The 20,849-nt window shown below is 69.1% G+C and carries 22 protein-coding genes and 1 tRNA gene; 10 read left to right on the top strand and 13 right to left on the bottom strand.

Features of this window, described 5'->3' with window-relative positions; all coding sequences use genetic code 11:
* Positions 1-213 precede the first annotated feature (213 nt).
* The 5 genes from msrB to ABY42_RS11125 form a co-directional block, all read right to left on the bottom strand.
* The gene (gene msrB / locus ABY42_RS11145) at positions 214-615 is read right to left on the bottom strand and encodes a peptide-methionine (R)-S-oxide reductase MsrB (protein ID WP_004975579.1); all 402 of its coding nucleotides are present in this window, start codon (positions 613-615) and stop codon (positions 214-216) included.
* 62 nt (positions 616-677) lie between these two features.
* Complete coding sequence (locus ABY42_RS11140; RefSeq protein ID WP_004975580.1) at positions 678-1,094, bottom strand: hypothetical protein; 417 nt, start codon at positions 1,092-1,094, stop codon at positions 678-680.
* A gap of 13 nt (positions 1,095-1,107) precedes the next feature.
* On the bottom strand, positions 1,108-1,812 hold the full coding sequence (locus ABY42_RS11135) for an RAD55 family ATPase (protein WP_004975581.1): 705 nt from the start codon (positions 1,810-1,812) through the stop codon (positions 1,108-1,110).
* 85 nt (positions 1,813-1,897) lie between these two features.
* On the bottom strand, positions 1,898-2,674 hold the full coding sequence (locus ABY42_RS11130; RefSeq protein ID WP_050459513.1) for an aldo/keto reductase: 777 nt from the start codon (positions 2,672-2,674) through the stop codon (positions 1,898-1,900).
* Positions 2,671-3,402 (bottom strand): HAD family hydrolase, encoded by a 732-nt coding sequence (locus ABY42_RS11125; protein ID WP_050459512.1) that lies wholly within the window; start codon positions 3,400-3,402, stop codon positions 2,671-2,673. The genes ABY42_RS11130 and ABY42_RS11125 overlap by 4 nt, the downstream gene beginning before the upstream one ends.
* A gap of 156 nt (positions 3,403-3,558) precedes the next feature.
* Here ABY42_RS11125 and ABY42_RS11120 point away from each other — a divergent pair, with 156 nt between their 5' ends.
* Entirely contained in the window at positions 3,559-4,593 is a 1,035-nt protein-coding gene (locus ABY42_RS11120; RefSeq protein ID WP_004975584.1) for an NAD(P)/FAD-dependent oxidoreductase, read from the top strand.
* Positions 4,594-4,662: 69 nt separating this feature from the next.
* Here ABY42_RS11120 and ABY42_RS11115 read toward each other — a convergent pair whose 3' ends face one another.
* On the bottom strand, positions 4,663-6,408 hold the full coding sequence (locus tag ABY42_RS11115; protein ID WP_050459511.1) for a Rieske (2Fe-2S) protein: 1,746 nt from the start codon (positions 6,406-6,408) through the stop codon (positions 4,663-4,665).
* 207 nt (positions 6,409-6,615) lie between these two features.
* Here ABY42_RS11115 and ABY42_RS11110 point away from each other — a divergent pair, with 207 nt between their 5' ends.
* Positions 6,616-7,485, top strand: a complete 870-nt coding sequence (locus ABY42_RS11110) for a CehA/McbA family metallohydrolase (RefSeq protein ID WP_004975586.1) — start codon at positions 6,616-6,618, stop codon at positions 7,483-7,485.
* A 55-nt stretch (positions 7,486-7,540) separates the two neighbouring features.
* On the opposite strand, the gene ahbB is transcribed toward ABY42_RS11110, so the two are convergent.
* Complete coding sequence (gene ahbB, locus ABY42_RS11105; RefSeq protein WP_050459510.1) at positions 7,541-8,584, bottom strand: siroheme decarboxylase subunit beta; 1,044 nt, start codon at positions 8,582-8,584, stop codon at positions 7,541-7,543.
* Positions 8,585-8,692: 108 nt separating this feature from the next.
* Between ahbB and ABY42_RS11100 the strand changes: the two genes are divergently transcribed.
* Entirely contained in the window at positions 8,693-9,775 is a 1,083-nt protein-coding gene (locus ABY42_RS11100) for an anthranilate phosphoribosyltransferase (RefSeq protein WP_050459509.1), read from the top strand.
* A 34-nt stretch (positions 9,776-9,809) separates the two neighbouring features.
* Here the strand turns inward: ABY42_RS11100 and ABY42_RS11095 are convergent, their stop codons facing one another.
* From ABY42_RS11095 to ABY42_RS11080, 4 genes are all read right to left on the bottom strand, one after another.
* Positions 9,810-10,166, bottom strand: a complete 357-nt coding sequence (locus ABY42_RS11095) for a hypothetical protein (RefSeq protein WP_050459508.1) — start codon at positions 10,164-10,166, stop codon at positions 9,810-9,812.
* Between the two features lie 39 nt (positions 10,167-10,205).
* A complete protein-coding gene (locus tag ABY42_RS11090; protein ID WP_050459507.1) occupies positions 10,206-11,231 on the bottom strand; it encodes a succinylglutamate desuccinylase/aspartoacylase family protein in 1,026 nt (341 codons plus the stop codon).
* A 75-nt stretch (positions 11,232-11,306) separates the two neighbouring features.
* Positions 11,307-11,546 carry a YgaP family membrane protein gene (locus tag ABY42_RS11085; protein WP_004975593.1) on the bottom strand — a complete coding sequence of 80 codons (240 nt, stop codon included), beginning with the start codon at positions 11,544-11,546 and terminating at the stop codon, positions 11,307-11,309.
* Between the two features lie 89 nt (positions 11,547-11,635).
* On the bottom strand, positions 11,636-12,613 hold the full coding sequence (locus ABY42_RS11080) for a bile acid:sodium symporter family protein (protein ID WP_050459506.1): 978 nt from the start codon (positions 12,611-12,613) through the stop codon (positions 11,636-11,638).
* 183 nt (positions 12,614-12,796) lie between these two features.
* Here ABY42_RS11080 and ABY42_RS11075 point away from each other — a divergent pair, with 183 nt between their 5' ends.
* Complete coding sequence (locus ABY42_RS11075; protein ID WP_004975597.1) at positions 12,797-13,315, top strand: peptidylprolyl isomerase; 519 nt, start codon at positions 12,797-12,799, stop codon at positions 13,313-13,315.
* A 60-nt stretch (positions 13,316-13,375) separates the two neighbouring features.
* Here ABY42_RS11075 and ABY42_RS11070 read toward each other — a convergent pair whose 3' ends face one another.
* Positions 13,376-14,731: an STAS/SEC14 domain-containing protein gene (locus ABY42_RS11070; protein WP_050459505.1), complete on the bottom strand. Its 1,356-nt coding sequence runs from the start codon at positions 14,729-14,731 to the stop codon at positions 13,376-13,378.
* A gap of 116 nt (positions 14,732-14,847) precedes the next feature.
* Here ABY42_RS11070 and ABY42_RS11065 point away from each other — a divergent pair, with 116 nt between their 5' ends.
* Together ABY42_RS11065 and ABY42_RS11060 are read left to right on the top strand one after the other, a co-directional pair.
* Positions 14,848-15,192, top strand: a complete 345-nt coding sequence (locus tag ABY42_RS11065; RefSeq protein ID WP_050459504.1) for a ferredoxin — start codon at positions 14,848-14,850, stop codon at positions 15,190-15,192.
* Between the two features lie 41 nt (positions 15,193-15,233).
* A tRNA-Leu gene (locus ABY42_RS11060) sits at positions 15,234-15,318 on the top strand.
* A gap of 529 nt (positions 15,319-15,847) precedes the next feature.
* Here the strand turns inward: ABY42_RS11060 and ABY42_RS11055 are convergent.
* On the bottom strand, positions 15,848-16,288 hold the full coding sequence (locus ABY42_RS11055; RefSeq protein WP_004975601.1) for an ester cyclase: 441 nt from the start codon (positions 16,286-16,288) through the stop codon (positions 15,848-15,850).
* Positions 16,289-16,478: 190 nt separating this feature from the next.
* On the opposite strand from ABY42_RS11055, the gene ABY42_RS11050 reads away from it, so the two are divergent.
* The 4 genes from ABY42_RS11050 (at position 16,479) to ABY42_RS11040 (ending at position 20,843) form a co-directional block, all read left to right on the top strand.
* Positions 16,479-17,279, top strand: coding sequence for a tetratricopeptide repeat protein (locus tag ABY42_RS11050; RefSeq protein ID WP_050459503.1), 801 nt, complete (start codon positions 16,479-16,481; stop codon positions 17,277-17,279).
* Positions 17,280-17,331: 52 nt separating this feature from the next.
* Positions 17,332-17,508 (top strand): hypothetical protein, encoded by a 177-nt coding sequence (locus ABY42_RS19860; RefSeq protein ID WP_004975603.1) that lies wholly within the window; start codon positions 17,332-17,334, stop codon positions 17,506-17,508.
* A gap of 115 nt (positions 17,509-17,623) precedes the next feature.
* Entirely contained in the window at positions 17,624-20,017 is a 2,394-nt protein-coding gene (locus ABY42_RS11045; protein WP_050459502.1) for a methyl-accepting chemotaxis protein, read from the top strand.
* Between the two features lie 328 nt (positions 20,018-20,345).
* Positions 20,346-20,843 carry a DUF5813 family protein gene (locus ABY42_RS11040; RefSeq protein ID WP_004975605.1) on the top strand — a complete coding sequence of 166 codons (498 nt, stop codon included), beginning with the start codon at positions 20,346-20,348 and terminating at the stop codon, positions 20,841-20,843.
* Positions 20,844-20,849: the final 6 nt, after the last annotated feature.

The following is a 20,849-nucleotide window of genomic DNA, read 5'->3' as shown; positions in this document are numbered from 1 at the left end:
CACCGTCGGCTCGCACCCGACGGTCGGGCGGTTTTCGGCCTAAGTCGAGCCTAACCTCGGGCGGATGCACCGCGAAGCCGTGGTCTGGTCCGGAACCGGCTCTTCTGTCCCCGGGCGACGAGGAAAACAGAGAACAGACCCCGACAGACGCACATCGGCGGTCGGCGTGAGGGCGGCGGCGAGTGCGTCGGTCCGGTCTCCGAACGCCGAGTCTTACTCCTCGTCCGACTCGAAATCGAGCGCGACCGAGTTGATACAGAAGCGCTTGCCGGTCGGCTCCGGGCCGTCGTCGAAGACGTGGCCGAGGTGGCCGCCGCAGGTCGAACAGACGACCTCGGTGCGGTCCATCCCGTGGCTCAGGTCGCGTCGAAGCTCGATGTTCGAGTCCTCGGCGGCGTAAAAGCTCGGCCACCCGCAGTTCGAGTCGTACTTCGTCTCCGAGTCGAACAGCTCGGTCCCACAGCCGGCACAGCGGTAGACGCCGTCGTCGCTCCGGTCGACGTGCTCGCCGGAGAACCGCGGCTCGGTCCCCTGCTCGCGGAGGACGCGGTAGGCGTCCTCCGAGAGTCGCTCGCGCCACTCTGACTCCGAGAGGCTGAATTCGCTATCGCTCATACGTCGAAAGAGGGTTCGAACGCCCAAAGGCTCGTCGGCTACCCGGGTCGGAGGTCGGTCGGCTACCCGCGTCGGAGGAACTCCGGCAGCCGAATCCGAGAGAAGTCGTCGCCGCCGCCGTCGAGGACGGACGCTCGGCCGACGGCTTTGGGAATGCCCTGTTTGTCCGTCGGCTTCTGCATCGTCACGTCGGCGCGCCCCGCCGTGGAGGGCGATGTCTCCTCGTCGACGAGCGCCTCCCAGACGTCCTGTTTCGAGTCGTACTCCGACTCGTTGCGGGCGACCCGCTGTTTCCCCTCCTCGAAGGCGAGTTGGAGGACGCTCCGGCCGTAGGCCGTGCCGGCCTGCCGGCGGATGCGCTCGAACTCGCCGCGGTTCGGGTGACCGAGCGCGCTGGAGACGCCGAGGGCGTACATCCGGCGGATGGCCTCCTCGTCCGAAATCGTCCGCCAGTCCGTTCCGAAGACCCGTTCGTACATTGTTGTGGTTACCTCAGAGGTCGACCTTCGACCGGGGGTCGACGACCAGTCCGTTGTCGGTGAAGTCGAGCGACCGGATGTCGCAGTCGATGTTCGTCCCGCGCATCTTGATGACCTGAATGCCGCGCGTCATCCCCGTCGCCTCCAGATAGTTGTGGAAGAACACCACGCCGTGAGCGAGGAAGTGCTCGTCGGAGTACGACGAGGGGTCGGTCATCTCGGAGATGAGAAGCGTCGTGGCGTCGCCCTGCTTGAGCGCCGTCAGAAACCGCGTCATCTCCTCGGAGCCGTTGGCGAAAAACAGCCGCAGCAACATCGTCGAGTCGATGACGAGGCGGTCGACCTGCCGGGAGTTGACGAACGCGACGATTTTGTCGGTGAGGCTCTGGACGCTCGACGACCCCCCGGTCTGGGAGAACTGGTTGAGGATGTGTTTCCCCTTCGGGCTCACGAGGTTGATGAAGCGAAAGCCCTCGGAACTGGCGAGCGTCTCGAAGCCGAAGTCGAAACTCGACATGTCGTTTATCAGCTCGTCTTCGGTCTCGTGCATGGTGATGTACATGCACTTCTCGCCGTTACGAAGCCCCTCGGCCATGAACTGCGCCGTGAACGTCGTCTTCCCGCTCCCCGGCGGTCCGCTCAGTACGTACAGTCGGCGCGGGAGGAAGCCACCCTGGATGAGCTCGTCGAACCCGCTTACCCCACTCGGAATCCGCATGGTCGGACACTCGCCCGTCTTATTATAATCGTTCCGGGACTAGTATCGAAATTGAGACTTCGAGACGGAGCCGGCGGACGACTCGTCACTCGGGGAACAGTTCGACTTCAGATTCGATACTGTCGATGGCCGCCACGTCGGCCGCGTCGAGTTCCAGCGAGACGGCGTCGAGGTTCGCCCGGAGGTGGCGCTCGCTGGACGCTTTCGGGATGGGACACAGCCCCTTTTCGGCCAGCCACGCGAGGCTCACCGCCTCGGGCGTCGCGTCGTGTTTCTCCGCGACCGCGACGACCTCGTCCACGTCGCGGACGCGGCCCCCCGAAAGCGGCGAGTACGCGACCACGTCGTAACCGTGTTCCTCGGCGTGGTCGAGGAGTTCGGGGCGCTGAAACAGCGGGTGGTACTCCGTCTGGTGGGCGACGAGCGGCGCGTCGAGCAGGTCGAGCGCCTCGTCCAACTCGGCGACGGTGAAGTTGCTCACGCCGACGCCGCGGACGAGGCCGTCGTCGACGAGTTCGTCGAAGGCCGCAAGCGTCGCCTCGGGGTCGTAGGTGTCGATGGGGCGGTGAACGTACAGGAGGTCGACGTCGTCGACGCCGAGCCGGTCGAGGCTCTCGCAGGTCGTCCGGCGAACGTCGGCGGGCGCGAGGCTGTCCGCCCAGACCTTGGTGGCGAGCGTCACGTCCTCGCGGGGCACGTCGGCGGCCGCGAGCGCGTCGCCGACGACCGCCTCGTTGCCGTAAATCTGTGCGGTGTCGACGTGGCGATAACCAAGCTCCAGCGCCGTCGTCACGGCGGCGGCCTCGTCGGGCGTGTCGAGGCCCATCGTCCCGAGACCGATGCGGGGGAGCGACCGGGTCATCGAGACGACTCACCGCCCTCGCGGCCGCCGTCGGCCGCGGGACCAGACGCGGCGGACGCGTCGCCGACGACGGGTACGCCGTCGAGTTCGAGCAGGTCGTCGAGGCCGGCGATTTCGTGGGTCGGGTCGGGCGTCGGCGTGTGGTCGGCGCGGTGGCCCCGGCGGATGAACGCGGAGTCGACGCCCGCGGCCTCCGCGGCGGCGATGTCGCTGTCGCTGTCGCCGACGAACAGCGGCGAGTCGACGCCGAGGTCGGCCATGGCGCGTTCGAGGTAGTAGGGTTCGGGCTTCTTGCGGTGGAGGCTCGTCATCGAGGGCTCGCGGCCGTAGGCGGTGCCGAACAGGTCCGCGGCGTCGAGGTGGTCGACGACGAAGTCGATGGTGGCCTGCTGGTTGCTGGAGACGATGCCCATCGGCGCGTCGATGCGGCGGAGCGCGTCGAAGTCGTCGTAGGGGACTTTCCGGCCGTCGGCGATGGCCCGCCGTTGGGCGGCCGACTGGCGTTCGTCGCGGACGCGGAACAGCGTCTCGGGGTCGAGGTCGTAGGGCTCGGCGGCGGCGCGCACGTCCTCGGGAGAGACGTGGATGACCACCTGCTCGACGTGGTCCGGGTCGGGGTCGGAGACGCCGAGTTCGGCGAAGGCGTCCCACGTCGCGTCGCGGAGGGGCGAGAGTTCGACGAGCGTGGTCAACACGCCGTCGTGGTCGAAGATGACCGAGTCGTACATACCCGGACTCCGGCGGCGCGACGTGAATCGTTTTCGCCTCCGGCCGCGGCCGCGAGCGCGAACACGGTCCCCAATCCCGCCGCGTTGCGAGTCTTTTAGCGCCTCGAAGCCTCACGTCTGACCAATGCTGGCTGGACTCACACGCGGGGTGGCGAGATGACTCGCGACGTGTGCATCGTCGGAGCCGGGGCCGCTGGGGCTGGCGCGGCCTACGCGCTCCGCGACGCGAACGCGAACGTCACGATTCTCGAGAAGAGCCGCGGGGTGTGCGGTCGCGCCGCGACGCGCCGCCGACAGGGCTGTCGGTACGACCACGGCGCGAACTACGTGAAAGACTACGACCGCCGAACGGCGCAGCTCGTCCGCGGACTGGGCGCGGACGGGTTGGTCAACATCGACGAGCCGGTCTGGACGTTCGACGGCGACGGCGTCATCTCGGAGGGCGACCACCGGGACCAACACAAGTGGACGTGGACCGAGGGCATCACCCAACTGGCGAAGCGCCTGCTCGCGGAGACGGAGGCGACCGTCGAGCGCGAGACGCGCGTCGCCGCCATCGACCACAACCCCGACAGCGGCTACTGGTCCGTCGTCGACGAGTCGGGGACGCGCCACGGCCCGTTCGACTCGGTGCTGCTGACGCCGCCGGCCCCGCAGACGGCCGCGATTCTGACCGAGATGGGCTGGGGCGACCAGTGCATGGTCGCGCTCCGCGAGGCCATCGGGAGCGTCGAGTACCGGACGGTTCGAACCGTCGTCCTCCACTACCCCTTCGAGCGCGAGGAGCCGTGGTACGCCCTCGTCAACCCCGACAAGACCCATCCCGTCGGCTGGGTCGCCCGCGAGGAGTGCAAGGAGGGCCACGTCCCCGACGGCGAGAGCCTGCTCGTCGTCCAACCGAGCCCCGAGTGGTCCGAGGCGCACTACGACGACCCCCTCGACGACGCGGCCGACGAGGTCGCCGGGATGGTCGCCGAACTCCTCGACGACGAGCGCCTGCGCGACCCCGACTGGGTGGACGACCAGGGCTGGCGGTACGCCCTCCCCGACGGCGTCGCCGACCGCGAGATACTCCGCCGCGGGGAGCCCCACGGTCTCTACTTCGCCGGCGACTGGACGGTCGGCGAGGGCCGGGTCCACGCCGCCCTCTGGAGCGGCGTCGACGCGGGCGAGCGAATCGCCGAGCAGTAGTCGAAAAGAGCCGGCTGCGACGACCTCGCCGACGACGTCAGAGGTCGACGCGACGACCCCGACGCGGCCTCAGATGTCGACGTCTTCGCCGTACACCGACTCGCCGCGCTGGAGCCGCGCGGCGATGCCGAACGTCTGTTCTCGCTCCCGGCGCGTCGGCGAGTGCGCCGCGAGGTAGCGCGCGACGCCGACGAGGAGCGTCCGCGCCTCCTCGGGCGGCCGCGTCGCCGCCTGCCTGAACCCGGCTTCGAGCGCCTGGTAGGTGTGGAAGCCGGCGTCCTCGCGGAGCAGCGCGCCCCCGAGTTCGCGGCGGAGCCTCGCCGGGTCGCCGCCGCCGTCGAGGAACCCCGCGGTCGCCCGTCCGGCGTCGTTCACCCGCCCCTCGGCGTCGAAGGCCGCGGACAGCGTTTCGAGTGCTTCCGCCGGGTCGGCGTCGGGCGTCGGGTCGGGAAGCGGGGCCGGGGGCGTGTTCAGGAACCGGTCGAGGTAGACGTTGACGGCGGCGTCGAACGCGCCGCGGTAGAGTTCTCTCGCGCCCGTCCGCTCGGCGAGCCGGTGGACCGCGTTGGCGTAGGTGAACGTGTGGTGGACCGTGTTCCAGTCGCCGAACTCGTTGGTGGTCGAGAAGCGCGCGACCCGCGTGCCGGCGGCGAAGGCGACGACATCGGCGAGTTGGGCGGGCGTCGCGCCGCTCTGAATCGCCTCGGTCAGCGCGTCGACGACGGCGTGCGGGTCGTCGCCGAGGAGGGTGTCGAGCAGGCCGTCCGGTCGGGACCACGTCTCGCCCGCGCCGGCGTCGGCGTGGTCGTCGAGGTCGTCGAACACGTCGTCGAGCGTTCCCGCGAGGTCGATTGGGCGACGCCACTCGGCGGACTCCTCGGCCCGGTCGGCGCGGGCGAGTCCGCGAACGAGGCTCGGGAGGACCTCGTCGGCGCGGTCCCAGCCGACGTGGTCGAGCGCCTCGCAGGCCTTGTTGACGAAGTCGAGGACGTGCCCCGTGTCGAGGTATCGGTGGTCGGTGGCCGCGGCGGCGACCATGCCGGCGAGTTCGGCGTCGTCGCGGCCGGCCGCGATTGCGGTCCGGAGGACGCGCTCCGCCCCGTCGGGGTCGCGGACCTCGACGTTCTCGCGGAACCACGACCGCAGGCGGTCGAAGTCGGTGTCGGTCGCGCCGAGGGCGTCCTGTTCGAACTGCGGCGGTTCGCCGGAGGCGTCGCCCGCGACGTGGACGAGTCCCTGATAGAGCGCGCGCTTTCGGTCGTCGGGGTCGAGGTCGGGGAGGACGTTCGCCATCGCGGTCAGGATAGTGAGACCCGACCCCCAGCCGTCGCGCCGGTAGCGACAGCCGAACCGGACGCCGGTCGAAAGCGGCTCCGTCGGCTCGACGTCGGCGTCGAGGAGGCCGATGACGGACTTCGCGACGACCAGTCGGAGGTTCTGTTCGAGGCCGTCTTCCAGTCGGTTCGACCAGCGGACCGCCGGCGGTTCGTCCGGGTCGGGGTTCGGGTCGACGTAAACCGTCCCGTCGCGCACCTCCACGGGGTAGGTCCGCACGTCGTCGGCCCACGGGTCGAAGGTGTCGCCGCAGGAGAGTTCGAACCGGGCGTGGTGCCAGTGACAGGTCAGCACGCCCTCGTCCACGGAGCCGCGAGCGAGCGGGAAACCCATGTGCGGGCAAGCATTGTCGACGGCTCTGACGGACCCCTCGTGGTCGAAGAGGGCGATAGAGCGTCCGTCCAGCGCGACCAGTTCGCGGCCGGACTCGCGGAGGTCCGCGAGGTCGACGGCGGGGCGAAAGCGGTCTTCGGATGCCATGTGCACACGTTCGACACGATAATTCCTAAAGATTCGCTGAAGCGAATTTACGTCGGCGACGTGATGTGTTCCCGGAAACTCCGCATCCGAGGCCCCCTCACCGCCGATTTCGAGTGAATTCGGGATTCACCGACCGATGAACCGCCGTGCCGCGAGCTAGCACGATTCGGGCGTGTCTTTTTCGTCGCCGAGGCCTAACGAGGAGTCGTGTCCGCGCTGACCGTCCGCATCGACCCCCACGTGCACTCGGAAGGCTCGTACGACGCGCACGACCCGGTGGAGCTCATCTTGGAGCAGGCCGCCGAAATCGGGTTGGACGCCGTCGTCGTCACCGACCACGACGTCATCGACGAGTCGCTCCGAGCGGCGCAACTCGCGCCGATGTACGGCCTCGTCGGCATCCCCGGCGTGGAAGTCTCGACGGCCGACGGCCACCTCCTCGCGCTCGGCGTGGAGGAGCTTCCGCCGCGGCGTCGCCCGTTGGACGAGACGGCCCGCTGGGTGCGCGAGCGCGGCGGCGTCGCCATCGTCCCGCACCCCTTCCAGCGGAGCCGACACGGCATCGGTCGCCGTCGGCTCGGCCGGTATCACGACGCCGCGGGCGGCGACGCCTTCGACGCCATCGAGACGTACAACTCGTGGCTCTTCACGGGCTACAAGAACCGCCGCGCCCGCCGGTTCGCCGCGAAGCGCCAGTACCCCGGCGTCGCCGGGAGCGACGCCCACAAGGTCGGGTACGTCGGCCGCGCCTACACGGAAATCGACATCCCCGACGTGTCGCGGGCTTCCCTCAGCGGCGACGACATCTTAGACGCCATCCGAAGCGGCTCGACCGAGGTGCAGGGCCGGCGGACGCCGATTCCGACGAGCACGCAACACTACGCCGGCGCGGCCGGACGGAAGTCCGCGTACTACGCCAAACGCGGGGCGCTCGGGAGCGCACTCCTCGCCAAGAAGGGCGCGTTCAAGTCCGGCTACTACGCGAAACTCGGCGCGCTCAAGAGCGGGTCGCTGGCGAAGACCGGCGTCGCGCAGGCCGCGCGGATGCTCTACCGGCTGTCGCCGCTCTCGCGGTAGCGGGCAGTACCGCGGACGACGGCGCGGACGTCGAAAAGCGAGTTTTGTTCTGTCCTCAGTCGTCGGAGCCCACGAGCTCCTCGTACTGCGCGCCGGTCTGTTTCAGCTTCGCCGTCGAGTAGAGTCGCTCGTGGTCGAACGGCAGGTGGTCGTCGGCCAGTTCGTCTATCTTTTCGTCGACGGCGTCGGCGTCCCGGCCGTGAATCATGGTAAAGAGATTGTACTCCCAGCCCTGTTCGGGGCGGCGCGGGCGGTGGTAACAGAGCGTGACGTACGGGAGGCTCCCGACGGCCTCGCCGCGGGCGTCGAGTTCGTCGTCGGGGACGTTCCAGACGACCATGCAGTTGTTCCGAAAGCCCGTGACGATGTGGTTGACGACGCAGCCGATGCGCTTGATACAGCCGTCGGCGAGCAGGCGCTCGACGGCGACGAGCACGTCGTCGACCTCGGCGTCGAGGGCGTCGGCGACGTCGCGGTAGGGCGTCTTCGACAGCGGGAAGCCGCCCTGAATCTCCACGAGCAGGCGGGCTTCGAGCGACGAGAGGTCGCCGGTCGCGTCCTCGGAGATGCGGGTGGCGCTCACGTCGGTCTCGCCGAGGCTCTCGCGTGCGAAGCGGTCGTCGTTGACGATGGGGAACTCGAGGTCGATGTAGTAGTCGGTGAGCATCGGGAGGTTCAGCACCTCGCAGCCGGTCCGCTCCTCGATTTCGGCGAGGATGCGGTCGCGCGTCTCGCGGGAACCGGCGGTGACGACGAACCACATGTTCCACTCGTGGGCGCGGCGGTAGTTGTGGTTGACTTGGCGGTAGCCGTTGATGAGTTCGGCGACCTCTTCGAAGCGTTCCTCGGGGGCCGAGACGGCCGCGAGCGTCGAACTGCCGATGACGGGCGGATTGAGCACCGGGCCGAATCGCCGGAAGATGCCGTCTTCGCGGAGTCGGCGGACGCGGTCGAGGGCGTCGTCCTCGTCGATGCCTAACTCCGCGGCGACGACGCGGAACGGCCGCTGTTCGACCGGGAAGCCGCTTTGGTATTCGTCGATAAGCGCCGCATCGACCTCGTCGATGCCGTCCCGCCAATCGTCCGACAACGCGCTCATTACCCGGCGTTAGGAGTCGGGAAGCCTATCGCTTTCGGACGGCGTCGTCGCTCCCGGCCGGCGGGACCGAACGGGACGTTTTTTGACCGCTCGCCCGAACACAGGCGCATGGCAGTAGTCGACAGCGAGTTCGGGGAATGGCCGCTGAAGCGTCTGATGACGGAAGTCGTCGGCACAGGCACGAAGTCCGCCGAGGACATGAGCCGCGAGCAGGCGTCCGAGGCGATGCGCCGCATCCTCGCCGGCGAACCGGACCACACGACGCTCGGCGCGTTCTGGCTCGCCAACCGCTGGAAGCACAACAACGCGGAGGAACTCGCCGCCTACGCCGACGTGATGGCCGAACACGTCGAGTACGCCGAACCCGACGCCGACCCGGTCGACTGCGGCGCGAACTACGACGGCAAGGGCAAGACCGCCATCCTCGGCGTCGCCGCCGGCGTCGTCGCCGCCGCGGCCGGCACGCCCGTCGTCGTCCACTCCGGCGACCGCGTCCCGACCCAGAAGCAGGACGCCTACAAGCACGTCCTCGACGAACTCGGCGTCCGCACGGAGCTCGACCCCGACGAGTCCGCCGACATGGTCGACGACACCGGCTTCGGCTTCTACTACCAGCCGCGATTTAACCCCGCCATCCACGCCCTCTGGGAGCGCCGCGACAACATGGGCGTCCGGACGTTCGTCAACACCATCGAGACCATCGCCAACCCCGCGAACGCCTCGGTTCACCTCGGCTCGTTCTACCACCTCGCGTTCGCCAAGAAGATGGTCAACACCTTCGAGGCGAGCGAGCACCACGACCTCGACCGCGTGCTCATGTTCCAGGGCATGGAGGGCTACGACGACATCCGCCCCGGCTACACGAAGGTCGCCGAGTGGACCGCCGGCGACGACGGCGAGGCCACCTTCGACGACTTCGACATCGAGACCGCCGAGTACGGCATGGACTTCGAGTACGACGACCTCGGCGTCGACGAGGACGACGTGGCCGGCGACTCCGCCGAAATCACCGAAGCCGTGCTCGCCGGCGACCGCGAGGACCGCTTCGCCGACGCCGTCGCCCTCAACGCGGCGCTCCGCATCTACGCCCGCGAGGACGCCGAAACCATCGACGAGGGGCTCGACATGGCCCGCGACGCCATCGCCTCCGGCGACGCGGAAGCCGTGCTCGAAGACCTGCGCGAGTTCTGAACTCGCAGTCGCAGCCGACTCGAAGGCGTTCGCTTCAACACGCCGGCCCGACCGGTTCGCCGCCCGCGTACCGAACCGAATCCGGCCCCACGACGTAGACCGATTCTGACGACGTGTCGCCGTGTGACCGGTTCGTGCTGTACCAGTACGGGTGCGAGACGCGAACCGTCCAGCCGTCGAGGCTCCGACCGACGACCGACGCCGATTCGTCGCTGACGGTCGCCGACGTGCCGTACGTCGTGACGCACTCGCTGGACGCCAGCTCGGTCCCGAGGCGCGTTTCTTCCGCCGCAATCGCCCGCCGCCGAGCCTCGCTATCGAGAACGAAGACGGTGCCCGCGGCGACGACGAGGAGAATCGAGAGGAGCGAGAGCGCGGCGCGGCGGTCCATACGAATCCGACCACCGGGCGCCGATAAGTGTCTTCTGTCCTATATGTCGAGGTCGCCGTCGGCCTCGTCGAAGGGGTCGCCATCCTCGGCGTCTCCCTCGTCGGCGTCCAGCGGGAGCGCGATGCCGACGAGCGTCTCGCCGGCCGTGACGGTCGCCTCGCGGGCGATGGAGTAGACGAGACCCGCGCGCTCGGCTTCGACCTCCTGGAGCACCTCGTAGGTGGTCGGGTCGTACACCCAGCCGAGGTGGTCGCCGGGGCGGACCTCGCGGGCGAGTTCGACGTCCTCGCGGGCGACGAACAGCCCCGAGGCGTCGGCTTGCACGCGGCCGAGGTGGTTGCGGTAGGTGCGGCCGTCCCACGGCTCGACCGCGCCCGAGAGGATGCCCATGTCGCGGCAGACGTTGAGGACGCCCTCGACGCCGGCGACGATGGCCGGCTCGACGAGCTGTTTGTTGTGGGCGAGTTCCGGCGTGATAGAGGGGATGCCCGCGTTCGTGGCCGCGACGCGGAGTTTGCCGTCGAAGCTCCGTTCGGTCCACTCGTCGTCGGCCTCGTCGCCCGCGGCCTCCGCGAGGAGGATGTCGACGCCGAACGCCCGCGCGAGGTCGCGAGAGGCCTCGTCGCCTCGGAGGTAGACGGTGTGGGTGAGCATGTCCGGGCTCCCGGTGTGGAGGTCGACGATGGCGTCGGCGTCGCTGATGTACTCCCAGAGCTTCGCGGCCATGCGCTGGTGGAGCGAGCCGTCGGGGTCGCCCGGCCAGACGCGGTTCATGTTGGAGTTGACGGAGTCGAGCACCTCGGGCGTGACGTAGGAGACGCGGTCGAACGTCAGCGGGTCGGCGACGGGGACGGCGACGACGCGACCCGAGAGCTCCGCGCGTTCGAGGCGGCCGTGCAGTCGGCGGAGCACTTCGGTGCCGTTGATTTCGCGCCCGTGCTGGGCGGCCTGCACGTAGAGCGTCGGGCCGTCTGTCCCGTCGGCTGGCTCGTAGGTGTGAACCGTCGTCTGTACCGGGACGCCGGAGGGGAGGCGAGTGAGCGTCACGGTCTCCGCGGTGTGCATATCCGACGCATCGCGGTGGGGTGTCTTGTAGTTAGGGGAGCGAGAAAGGCGGGCGGTGCGGGGCGATGCCGGGCGTCAGTTCCGGTCGTCCGAGGTGTCGATGCCGAACGGCAGATACAGCGGACACGTCCGGCGAAACCCGGTCACGAGCAGGATGACGCCGACGGCCGCGACGAACACGGCCCCGAGCGCCGCGGGCACCGGTCCGAACCCGAGCGAGAACAGCCCCGCGTAGCTTCCGACGCCGCCGGCGACGAGGAGTGCGCCGAGCGCGAGGCGAACAGTTCGGTCGAGCGTGCCGACGTTTCGTACCATACAGTAGTGCTTGTTCTCCGCAATACATTAACCCAGCGCAGATTCCCGACTGGCGGGCAATAGCGAATGACGAGGATTTTTCGGGCGTTTCAGTCGTCTGCTGGCGTTCCACCCGACGGTTCGCTCGCGTTTCGGGAGAAGTAGCTCGCGAGGAGCGGGCCGGTGATGTTGTGCCAGACACTGAACAGCGCCGGCGGGAGGGCGGCGGCGGGTGAGAAGAACGACAGGGCGAGGGCCGCGGCGAGCCCGCTGTTCTGGAGGCCGACCTCGAACGTCGTCGTTCTGACGCGGTCCTCGGACATGCCGGCGAGGCGGCCGGTGCCGTAGCCGGTGCCGAGGCCGATGGCGTTGTGGAGGACGACGGCCCCGATGGCGGCCGCACCCGCGCCGAGGATGGTGTCGACGTTGAGGCCGACGACGGCCGCGACGATGGCGACGATGCTCAGGACCGAGACGAGCGGGAACACGTCGAGGCCGACCTCGGCGACCTCGGGCGCGTTGCGGTCGAGCGCGACGCGGAGCGCGAAGCCGAGGACGACCGGGATGAAGACGATTTGGACGATGTTGAGAAACAGGTCCATGAAGCCGACCTGGAGCTGTTCGCCGGCGAGCGCGACGACCCACGCGGGCATGACGAGCGGCGCGGCCAGCGTGGTGACGGTCGTGATGGCGACCGAGAGCGCCACGTCGCCCTTGCCGAGGTAGGCCATGACGTTCGAGGCGGTGCCGCCGGGGGCCGCGCCGACGAGGATGACGCCGACCGCGAGCTCCGGCGGGAGCGAGAGAACCACCGTGAGCGCGTAGGCGGCGGTCGGCATGATGAGCCACTGGGCGAGCGCGCCGATGGCCACGTCTCGCGGGCGCTCCGCGAGTCGGCGGAAGTCGACGGGCTGCAGGGTCAGCCCCATCCCGAGCATGATGAGCCCGAGAAGCGGCGAAATGTAGGGCGCAATCCACGTGAACAGGTCCGGCTGGACCAACGCGGCGGCCGACGCGAGGAGCACGAGGCCGACGAAGTAGGTGTTGGCGAGTTCCGACAGCCGTTCGAGGGTCGAGCGGGCGTTCATTCCGACCGCCCTCCGTCGAATTGTGATGTCATCTCACACCACTCGGTCGCGGGGGAGAGAAACGTCTGTCGGTGTGACAGTCCGCGGTACCGACCGGAAGACGCGGGCCGGACGGAGTCGTGTCAGCGCCGCGGCCGACCCCGAGGCGGCACGGTTTTCACTCGCCCGCCCGACGGGTCGAGTATGAGCGACAACCCAACGGCCACGCTCCACACGAACAAGGGCGACATCACGGTCGAACTCTTCGAGGACAAGGTCCCGAACACGGTCGAGAACTTCGTCGGCCTCGCGACGGGCGAGAAGACGTGGGTCCACCCCGAGACGGACGAGACGATGGAGGGCGAACCCCTCTACGAGGACATCCTCTTTCACCGCATCATCTCGAACTTCATGATTCAGGGCGGCGACCCGACGGGGACCGGCCGCGGCGGCCCCGGCTACACCTTCGACGACGAGTTCCACTCGGACCTCAGCCACGACGGCCCCGGCGTGCTCTCGATGGCGAACCGCGGCCCCAACACGAACGGCTCGCAGTTCTTCATCACGCTCGACGCCCAGCCCCACCTCGACGGCAAGCACGCCGTCTTCGGAAAGGTCACCGACGGCATGGACGTCGTCGAGGACATCGGCTCGGTCCCGACCGACCGCAACGACAAGCCGGTGTCCGACGTGGTCCTCGAATCGGTCGACGTCGAGCAGTAAGCGCCGCGAACACCGAGACGCGACCGAGCGCGACGGACACGCGACCGAGCGCGACGGACGCTACCCGCTCGCGTTCGCTGGGACGACGGTCCGACCGCCGTTCGAACCGTCGGCGCGGTCGAGCCACGCCGGTCGCGTCACCGTCGTCTCGCCGACCGCGTCGTACGCGAACCAGACCTCGACGCCGAGGCCGTCGCGGGTCTCGTAGGTGACGCGCATCGAGCGGACGAACCCGCCTTCCTCCACGACCGCTTCGACCCGATAGTCACGCGACCGCGGGAAGTCGGTGTCACGGCCCTCGATTCGGTACAGCGGGGTCCCACTCTCGACGGTCGCGTTCGTCACGCTCGTCACGCGTGCCACACTCGTCTCGTCCGCCGAGAGGTACCACTCGAGGTAGCGGGCGGCGCGCGAGGCCTGCCGTCCCGGCCCGTCGCGCACGTCGGGGTCGAGGACGCGAGCGGCGACGCCGTCCGGCTCGGCGGGGCGGCGGGCGTAGCGCGTGGTCCCGTCGGCGTACGCGTCCTCCGAGGCGGTCGGGCGCGGGAACGCCCTGAGTTGTCCGGCGCGCTCGACCTCGGAGACGTAGACGTGCGGGGCCTCGACGTGGACGACCTCCACCTCGCGGCCCGTCTCGTCGCCGGCGATGGACTCGCGGTACCGGAGGGTCCACCGGTACGACCGGTTCGCCGCGGCCCCTCGGTGGGCCGCCGCGAGGAGCGTCGCGTTCTCGACGCCCGCGGTGGTCACGCCGGGGGCGACCGTCCGCGGTTCGGGCGTCGGCGTCGACTCGGGCGTCGTCGCGACCGGCGTCGGGGACGACGGCTGTTGCCCGCCCAGCGCGTCACCAAGCACCGGTACGCCGCCCGAACCGGCGGTCACGACGACCGCCGCGACGAGGAGCGCGGCGAAAAGAAGCGGCGCGACCGGAAGCGACGAAAACGAGGGCGGAAGCACGGACGCGAACGGCCCGGGCCGCGCGACGCCTGCGCCCTCGGTGTACCCTGCACCCCCGCCCCCACCGTCGGCCGGCAGGTCGGCGAGGCGGACGCCGAAGTGGTCGGCGACGAGGTCGTCGCCGCGGCCGCCGGGGAGGCCGTATCGGACGAGTTCGTAGAGGTCGTCGACCGAGAGGACGCGGGCGTCGTCGGGGGCCGCGCGTCGGGTTCGCGCGGGGTCGCCGAGCGCGACGACCACCGTCGCGCCGTCCGGAACCGTCGGCGACAGGCGAAGCCAAGACCGAGAGACGACCGCGATTCGGTCGATTCGGTCGCCGCGGCGGACGACGACGAGACGGTCTTCGACGGCCGTCTCCCACCCGCGGGCGGTCCAGAGGTCGGCGAGAAATCGGCGGCGGTCGCTGGGACTGGCGGCGCGAATCAGGTCGCCGAAGCGCGAGCGACGGGACTGCCGCATCGTCCGATAGTAGGGCTCGATAGCGAAAGAATCACCGGGCGCACACCGAGGTTCGGGTTGGTTTCTACCGCCGCGCGACCGACAGCGCAAAGACCACCGCGCGGCAAGGGCCGACGATGAGCGAGGAGTCCGAGCGTCCGAAGCCGAGCGACTTCGGAACCGACGAGAACGCCCCGCCGGTCGACGAAAAGCCCTACAAGATAATCTTCGAGGCGAACAAGTGCTTCGGGGCCGGCCGGTGCGCGGAGGTCGCCGACAACTGGGAGATGGACCTCGAAACCGGTCTCGCCCGCGCTAAGTCGTACTTCGTCGGTGAGGACGACCTCGACGAGAACATCGAGGCGGCGGAGGTCTGCCCGGCGAAGAAGGGCCGCGGCGTCATCCACGTCATCGACCGCCGCACCGACGAGGAGCTATCGCCCGACCCAGACGGTGACGGGACCCTCTCGGTCGACTGGTAAAGCGAAAGCACTTTTCACCCCCTCGGAGAACGGGAGAGTGCGCGGGGGTGGCTGAGCTAGGCCAAAAGCGGCGGACTTAAGATCCGCTCCCGTAGGGGTTCGCGAGTTCAAATCTCGTCCCCCGCACTTGTACCGAGGAACTACGTGACGAGTGTCAAGTGCGGCCAGAGAGATTTGAACCCGACGAGTCGCAGCACCCGAGCGACAGCGAGGGAGACCGTCTCGGCACGGTTCACAATCTCGTCCCCCGCACTTGTACCGAGGAACTACGTGACGAGTGTCAAGTGCGGCCAGAGAGATTTGAACCCGACGAGTCGCAGCACCCGAGCGACAGCGAGGGAGACCGTCTCGGCACGGTTCACAATCTCGTCCCCCGCACTCGCTTCTGCGAACGATAGTGGGCGGAGCGATGCGTCCGGACGAATTCGAACCCGACGAGTCGCAGCGACCGAGCGGAGCGAGGACGACCGTCTCGGCTCGATTCAACTCTCGTCCAGTCGTCTCCCACACACGCCTCTCAGAACCTGCATCGCGTCCACCACTCTGGTTCCTCAGCTCCCGCCGTCTACTGCTCTCGCCGACCGTCGACGAGACGTCGCGGATTCGGTCGCACGAGTAGCAAAAATCTGCGTCGGTGACGGTCCCGACGGCGCTCTCACGCCGGTAGTTCGACGCCGAGTTGCGAGAACAGCGTCGCCATGCTCGCGGCGTCTTTCACTTCGACGATGGTTCCCTCGTCGATGCGGCGGTAGCTGAACCCGTCGACCTCGACCTGCGAGCCGGTCGGCTCGATGCCGCGGAACGCCCCGAGGTGCGTGCCCCGGAGCGTCCACCAGACCATCACCGCGTCGCCCTCGGCGACCATCGCGTTGATTTCGGTCGTCGCGTCCGGGAACGCGCCGTCCCACTCGCCGTGCAGTTCCTTGATGTCTTCGCGCGCGACGAGCGCCTCGTCGGACCCGCTTCGCGTCGTTGCGATGCGGACGGCGTCGGCGTACAACTCGTCGAGCGCGTCGAGTTCGTCGCGGTTCCACGCCCGGTCGAACTCGGTCCGAATCAGGGCGCGGTTCTCCTCTGTAATCGTTCGTGTCGACATGCGTACCCACCCGGCGTCGCCGCGGCGACCGGTCCGGTCTCGCGTCAACGCCGCCGTGACGTACGACCCGCGGAGCCATAGCGTAGTGCTACCAGATAGCATCCACTGCGTGGTGGATAGCGAGCGGTCGGGCAGGCGGACGGCAGCGACCGGCGACCACGTTATGTCGGTTCCCCGCCAACGTGTAGGAATGGCTTCGACGCGTAGACACCGCTACTCGGATGGACAGGGGTTCGGCGACCCCTACGAAGGGTTCGACCTCGACCCGCCGACGTATCGGGTGAACGGGAGGCTCGTCGACCCCGCGGACGACCACGCCCTCGCCGAGCTGGTGGACGAGGCGGAAATCGACCCCGAGGCGGTCGACGCGGCGGCGCTCGTCGAGGTCGGACTGGCCTACGCCGCCATCGAGGAGTACGAACAGGCAGTCGACAGTTTCAGTCGGGCGGTCGCCTACGCCGACGAGGACTCGCCGACGGCGTGCGAGGCGTGGGTGAACAAGGGCGTCGCCCACGCGCAACTCGGCGAGTACGACGAGGCAATCGGCGCGTACCGCGAGGCGCTCCGCATCGACGACGACGGCGAACACGCCGCGGCCGCGGAGACGAACCTCGCGTACGCGCTGTGGGAACTCGGCGATTCGTCGGGGCCGCTCGACCGCGCCGAGCGCGCCGTCGAACTTGACCCGCGACTCCCGCAGGCGTGGTACAACCGCGGCTTCTTCCTCGCCGAGCGCGGCCTCCACGAGGAAGCCGTCCGCTGTTTCGACACCGCCATCTCACTCGGACTGCGCGATAGCTCGGTCCGGGGCGAGCGCGACCGGTCCCTGGCGTTCCTCGAAGCGGACCTCGTCGAAGGCGAGACCGAGGCCGAACCCGAAGCGCGGGAGGAATCGGAACCGGACCGGGCCCGTGACGCGGAACCCGGTGCCCGCGAAGCCGCCGACGCGGACGGCTCCGACGACCCGGCCGTCAGTGAGCGAGGCGAGTAGGGCCGCACCCACAAACATTTTGACAGTTCGGCTAATGACATGTAATTAGACCGTGTTACCCGGACTCCTCGTCACGCGATTCGACGCCGCGCTCTTCGGGATGGCCGTCTTCATCCTCGTCGGGGCCGTCGTCGGCGTCGTGTCCGCCCTGCCGACGCCGCTCGCCGCGGGCGGTGGCGCAACCGGAGCCGCCGCCCTCGCGTTCGGCGTCACCGTGAGCGAACTGTAGCCGATTCTCGGAACTCGTAATTCCGTGAGAGTCGAGGACTCCGCTTTCCCCGCCAATATCATTCCTGATATCTAGCGGGACAACGCTTTACGTCGCTCTCTTGCTACCAAGTGGCATGAAGCTCGCCACGCTGGTTCCGGCGGTGCTCAGGCGGAGCTACCTCCGGAAGTTTCTGTTCGTTATTCTCCTCGTGGCCGCGGTGATGGGCGGCTTCGGCCTGTACGTCTCGGACGCGGTCGGAACCGAGGTCAGAGCCGACACCCACAGCGACCTCGAGATGGTCGCCACGTTGGAGGCCGAGGGGCTGTCGAGTTGGATGGACGGCTACGCCCGGACCACCCGGATGCTCTCGGAGTACGAGACCGTCCAGACGGGCGACCCCGACACCATTGACGAGACGCTCGAACGCGAGAAGGACACGCTCCCCGACGAGGTGATGGCCATCCACTACGTGAAGCCGTCGAACCGCGACATCGTCCGCAGCACCAACGGCGTAATAGAGGCCAAGGAGGTGTCGGACCTCGGCCTGTCGTGGACGACCGGGTCGCTGACGATGTACGACCCCGACGCGGTCGCCGTCTCCGAGGTCTACCGCTACGCCGGGAGCGAGCGCCTCGCCTTCCTCAGTCCCGTGGAGGGTCGAGACGGAGCGGTGATGGTCGTCGTCGACGCGACGAAACACGCCGAACTGCTGAGCGAACCGGTCGAGGGGTCGCAGACTCGCGTGGTGACTGAAGGTGGTGTCATCGCCTTCGACAAGTACGGCAAGAACGTCCTCACGACGTACCGTGCGGGCGCGGCGACGCCGGCGCTCGACGCCGCACTCGGCGGCGAGACCGGCGTCATCGAGCGCGAGGGCGACGGCGACGCGGGCGACGAAGTCGTCGCCTACGCGCCCGTCTCGGGAACGAACTGGGCGGTTCTCGTGGAAGCGCCGCAGCGCAACGCCTACGCGGTCGCGCAGGTCGTCGAGCGCGACGTCGCCGTCCTCATCGGCGTGGGCCTCGCCGGCCTCGCGCTGGTCGGCGTCGTCATCGGTCGCAACACGGTGCTGTCGCTCCGGCGACTGCGAACCAAGGCGGCGGCGCTCGCCGGCGGCGACCTCGACGTTGACCTCGAAACCCGCAGAGTCGACGAGTTCGGGGCGCTGACGAACGCGTTCGCCGAGATGCGCGACGGTCTGCGCGAGCGCATCGAAGCCGCCGAAGACGCCCGACGCGACCTCGCCAGCGCCGCCGACGACTACCGCGAGACGATGGACGCCGCGGCGACGGGCGACCTGACGGTTCGCACGTCGGTCGAACCGGACGACGAGGCGATGGCGGCCGTCGGCGACGGCATCGACGCGATGCTCGCCGACCTCGAATCGACCATCGGACAGGTCGCGTCGTTCGCGGCGACGGTCGACGCGGCGGGCGAGCGCGTCACCGCCGGCACCGAGGAGGTCAGCGCCGCCTCCGAACGAGTCGAGCTGGCGACCGCCGACATCTCCGAGGGCGCGGCCGAGCAGGCGTCGCTCCTCACGGAGGTCTCCTCGGAGATGCAGGACCTCTCGGCGACGGTCGAGGAGGTCGCCGCCTCCGCCGACGAACTCGCGGACCTCGCGGGTGACGCCGCGGACCGCGGCGAGGCGGGCCGGGACGCGAGCGCCGCCGTCCACGACGAGATGGCGAACATCGACGCACGCGTCGCGGCCGCGGCCGAGGGCGTCGAAGCCCTCCGCGACGAGGTGGCCGACATCGGCGAGGTGGTCGACCTCATCGAGGACATCGCCGACCAGACGAACCTGCTCGCGCTCAACGCCTCCATCGAGGCCGCCCGCGCCGGCGAGGCGGGCGCGGGCTTCGCCGTCGTCGCGGACAGCGTGAAGGCGCTCGCCGGCGAGACCGCCGACGCGACGACCGAAATCGCGTCGTCAATCGAGTCCGTCGAGGAGACCGCCGACGAGACGGTCGATGCGGTCACGGCCGCCCGAGAGCGCGTCTCGCGGGGCTCCGAGACGGTCGAAGCCGGCGTCACCGCCATCGACGAGGCGGTCGACCGACTGGAGGAAGTCGACCACGGCGTCGCCGCCATCGACGAGGCGACCGCCTCGCAGGCGTCGGCCGCGCAGTCGGTCGCGCGCCTCGCGGACGAGGCGGCCGAAATCGCCGACGAGACGCGGACCGAGGCGGCCGACGTGGCCGGCGCGGCCCACGAACAGAACGACGCGATGGTCACCGTCGCCGGGAAGATGCAGGAGCTTTCGTCGACGACCGACGAACTGCGGGCGCTCGCGGACCGGTTCGAAGTACGCGAAAAAGCGGAGCGAGACGGCGACGTCGACGACGTAGAATCCGGAGTCGAGGGCGATGCGACCGCGGCGGCGGACGAGACGGGGTCCGAGCCGATTTCGGCACCGACGACGACCGACCGCGCGACCGACGGCTCGGGCGGAGCCGAGTCGAGCGGAGACGGAACCGAGTCGAGAGAACTCGAATCTACCCGCGACGGACCGGACGAGAACTGACGCGGCCGCGTCGCTGGCGGGTCTTTACTGGGACGGATATCACTCGCTTCGGTTGTTCGATTCGAGCGCGCGAACGCGAGCCGTCGGCTCTTCGATGTGAGTTTCGTGAGAAAGGGATAGGCAGCCGCACGGGAGCGGCCCGCGCGGCAAATGCCGCCCTAGATTGGTCCCCGCTGACGCTTCGGCCCTCCAAAGCGAAGCGTCACCTGAATGGAGTGCGGCGAGATACTTAAACGTGCCGCCATTCGCCCAAATCCGGCGCTGGCGGGCGATTCGAGGGCGCTCGCGACGCAACGGGCTTTTCTCCCGTCGGGACCTTCGTCCGGGCATGAGCGAAGACGACATCCCCGGTCGGGTCCGCCGCGCGTTCGGCGACCACGGGTCGTTCGAGCGGGTCGACGACCGCACCTTCGAGTCCGTGACGACGCCGTTCGACGGCACCGTCAGCGTCGCGGCGCAGGAGAGCGGCCACGTCGAGTTCGGCGTGGAGGTCCGCGTCCCGATGCTCTCGGCGGTCGCCGACGACGTGGCACCCGTCGTCGAAGACGGCTGGTACGACACCTTCGAACTCCGCCTCGAAGACGTGAACGGCGTCGTCGCCGGCGACCACGACCTCGACCCCGACGTGACGCGGGCGGGCGACGAGGCGGTCGTCCGGGCGAGTTTCGCCGACGTCAACGAGCGCCGCGGCGTCGACGACGCCGGCGCGGTCATCGACTACGTCGAGGGCACGTTCGTCGAGGGCATCATCCCCGGCTACGACTACGGGGAACCGGTGACGAGCCTCATCCAGAACGCGCGAGACGCCGCCGGCGCGGGCTTCTGAGGAACG

This window comes from Haloferax gibbonsii, from assembly GCF_001190965.1.
Taxonomy (GTDB): domain Archaea; phylum Halobacteriota; class Halobacteria; order Halobacteriales; family Haloferacaceae; genus Haloferax; species Haloferax gibbonsii.
The sequence above is the reverse complement of the archived record's forward strand: the minus strand, read 5'-3'. Positions and strand labels throughout refer to the sequence as shown.

Excerpts from the sequence above, each read along its gene's own strand:
- ABY42_RS11135 (WP_004975581.1), bottom strand. The coding sequence starts at position 1,812 with ATGCGGATTCCGAGTGGGGTAAGCGGGTTCGACGAGCTCATCCAGGGT.
- ABY42_RS11115 (WP_050459511.1), bottom strand. The coding sequence starts at position 6,408 with ATGGCATCCGAAGACCGCTTTCGCCCCGCCGTCGACCTCGCGGACCTC.
- ABY42_RS11130 (WP_050459513.1), bottom strand. The coding sequence starts at position 2,674 with ATGACCCGGTCGCTCCCCCGCATCGGTCTCGGGACGATGGGCCTCGAC.
- ahbB (WP_050459510.1), bottom strand. The coding sequence starts at position 8,584 with ATGAGCGCGTTGTCGGACGATTGGCGGGACGGCATCGACGAGGTCGAT.
- ABY42_RS11140 (WP_004975580.1), bottom strand. The coding sequence starts at position 1,094 with ATGTACGAACGGGTCTTCGGAACGGACTGGCGGACGATTTCGGACGAG.
- ABY42_RS11050 (WP_050459503.1), top strand. The coding sequence starts at position 16,479 with ATGGCTTCGACGCGTAGACACCGCTACTCGGATGGACAGGGGTTCGGC.
- ABY42_RS11125 (WP_050459512.1), bottom strand. The coding sequence starts at position 3,402 with ATGTACGACTCGGTCATCTTCGACCACGACGGCGTGTTGACCACGCTC.
- msrB (WP_004975579.1), bottom strand. The coding sequence starts at position 615 with ATGAGCGATAGCGAATTCAGCCTCTCGGAGTCAGAGTGGCGCGAGCGA.
- ABY42_RS11085 (WP_004975593.1), bottom strand. The coding sequence starts at position 11,546 with ATGGTACGAAACGTCGGCACGCTCGACCGAACTGTTCGCCTCGCGCTC.
- ABY42_RS11090 (WP_050459507.1), bottom strand. The coding sequence starts at position 11,231 with ATGCACACCGCGGAGACCGTGACGCTCACTCGCCTCCCCTCCGGCGTC.
- ABY42_RS11040 (WP_004975605.1), top strand. The coding sequence starts at position 20,346 with ATGAGCGAAGACGACATCCCCGGTCGGGTCCGCCGCGCGTTCGGCGAC.
- ABY42_RS11055 (WP_004975601.1), bottom strand. The coding sequence starts at position 16,288 with ATGTCGACACGAACGATTACAGAGGAGAACCGCGCCCTGATTCGGACC.
- ABY42_RS11120 (WP_004975584.1), top strand. The coding sequence starts at position 3,559 with ATGACTCGCGACGTGTGCATCGTCGGAGCCGGGGCCGCTGGGGCTGGC.
- ABY42_RS11100 (WP_050459509.1), top strand. The coding sequence starts at position 8,693 with ATGGCAGTAGTCGACAGCGAGTTCGGGGAATGGCCGCTGAAGCGTCTG.
- ABY42_RS11065 (WP_050459504.1), top strand. The coding sequence starts at position 14,848 with ATGAGCGAGGAGTCCGAGCGTCCGAAGCCGAGCGACTTCGGAACCGAC.
- ABY42_RS11075 (WP_004975597.1), top strand. The coding sequence starts at position 12,797 with ATGAGCGACAACCCAACGGCCACGCTCCACACGAACAAGGGCGACATC.
- ABY42_RS11095 (WP_050459508.1), bottom strand. The coding sequence starts at position 10,166 with ATGGACCGCCGCGCCGCGCTCTCGCTCCTCTCGATTCTCCTCGTCGTC.
- ABY42_RS11045 (WP_050459502.1), top strand. The coding sequence starts at position 17,624 with ATGAAGCTCGCCACGCTGGTTCCGGCGGTGCTCAGGCGGAGCTACCTC.
- ABY42_RS11070 (WP_050459505.1), bottom strand. The coding sequence starts at position 14,731 with ATGCGGCAGTCCCGTCGCTCGCGCTTCGGCGACCTGATTCGCGCCGCC.
- ABY42_RS11080 (WP_050459506.1), bottom strand. The coding sequence starts at position 12,613 with ATGAACGCCCGCTCGACCCTCGAACGGCTGTCGGAACTCGCCAACACC.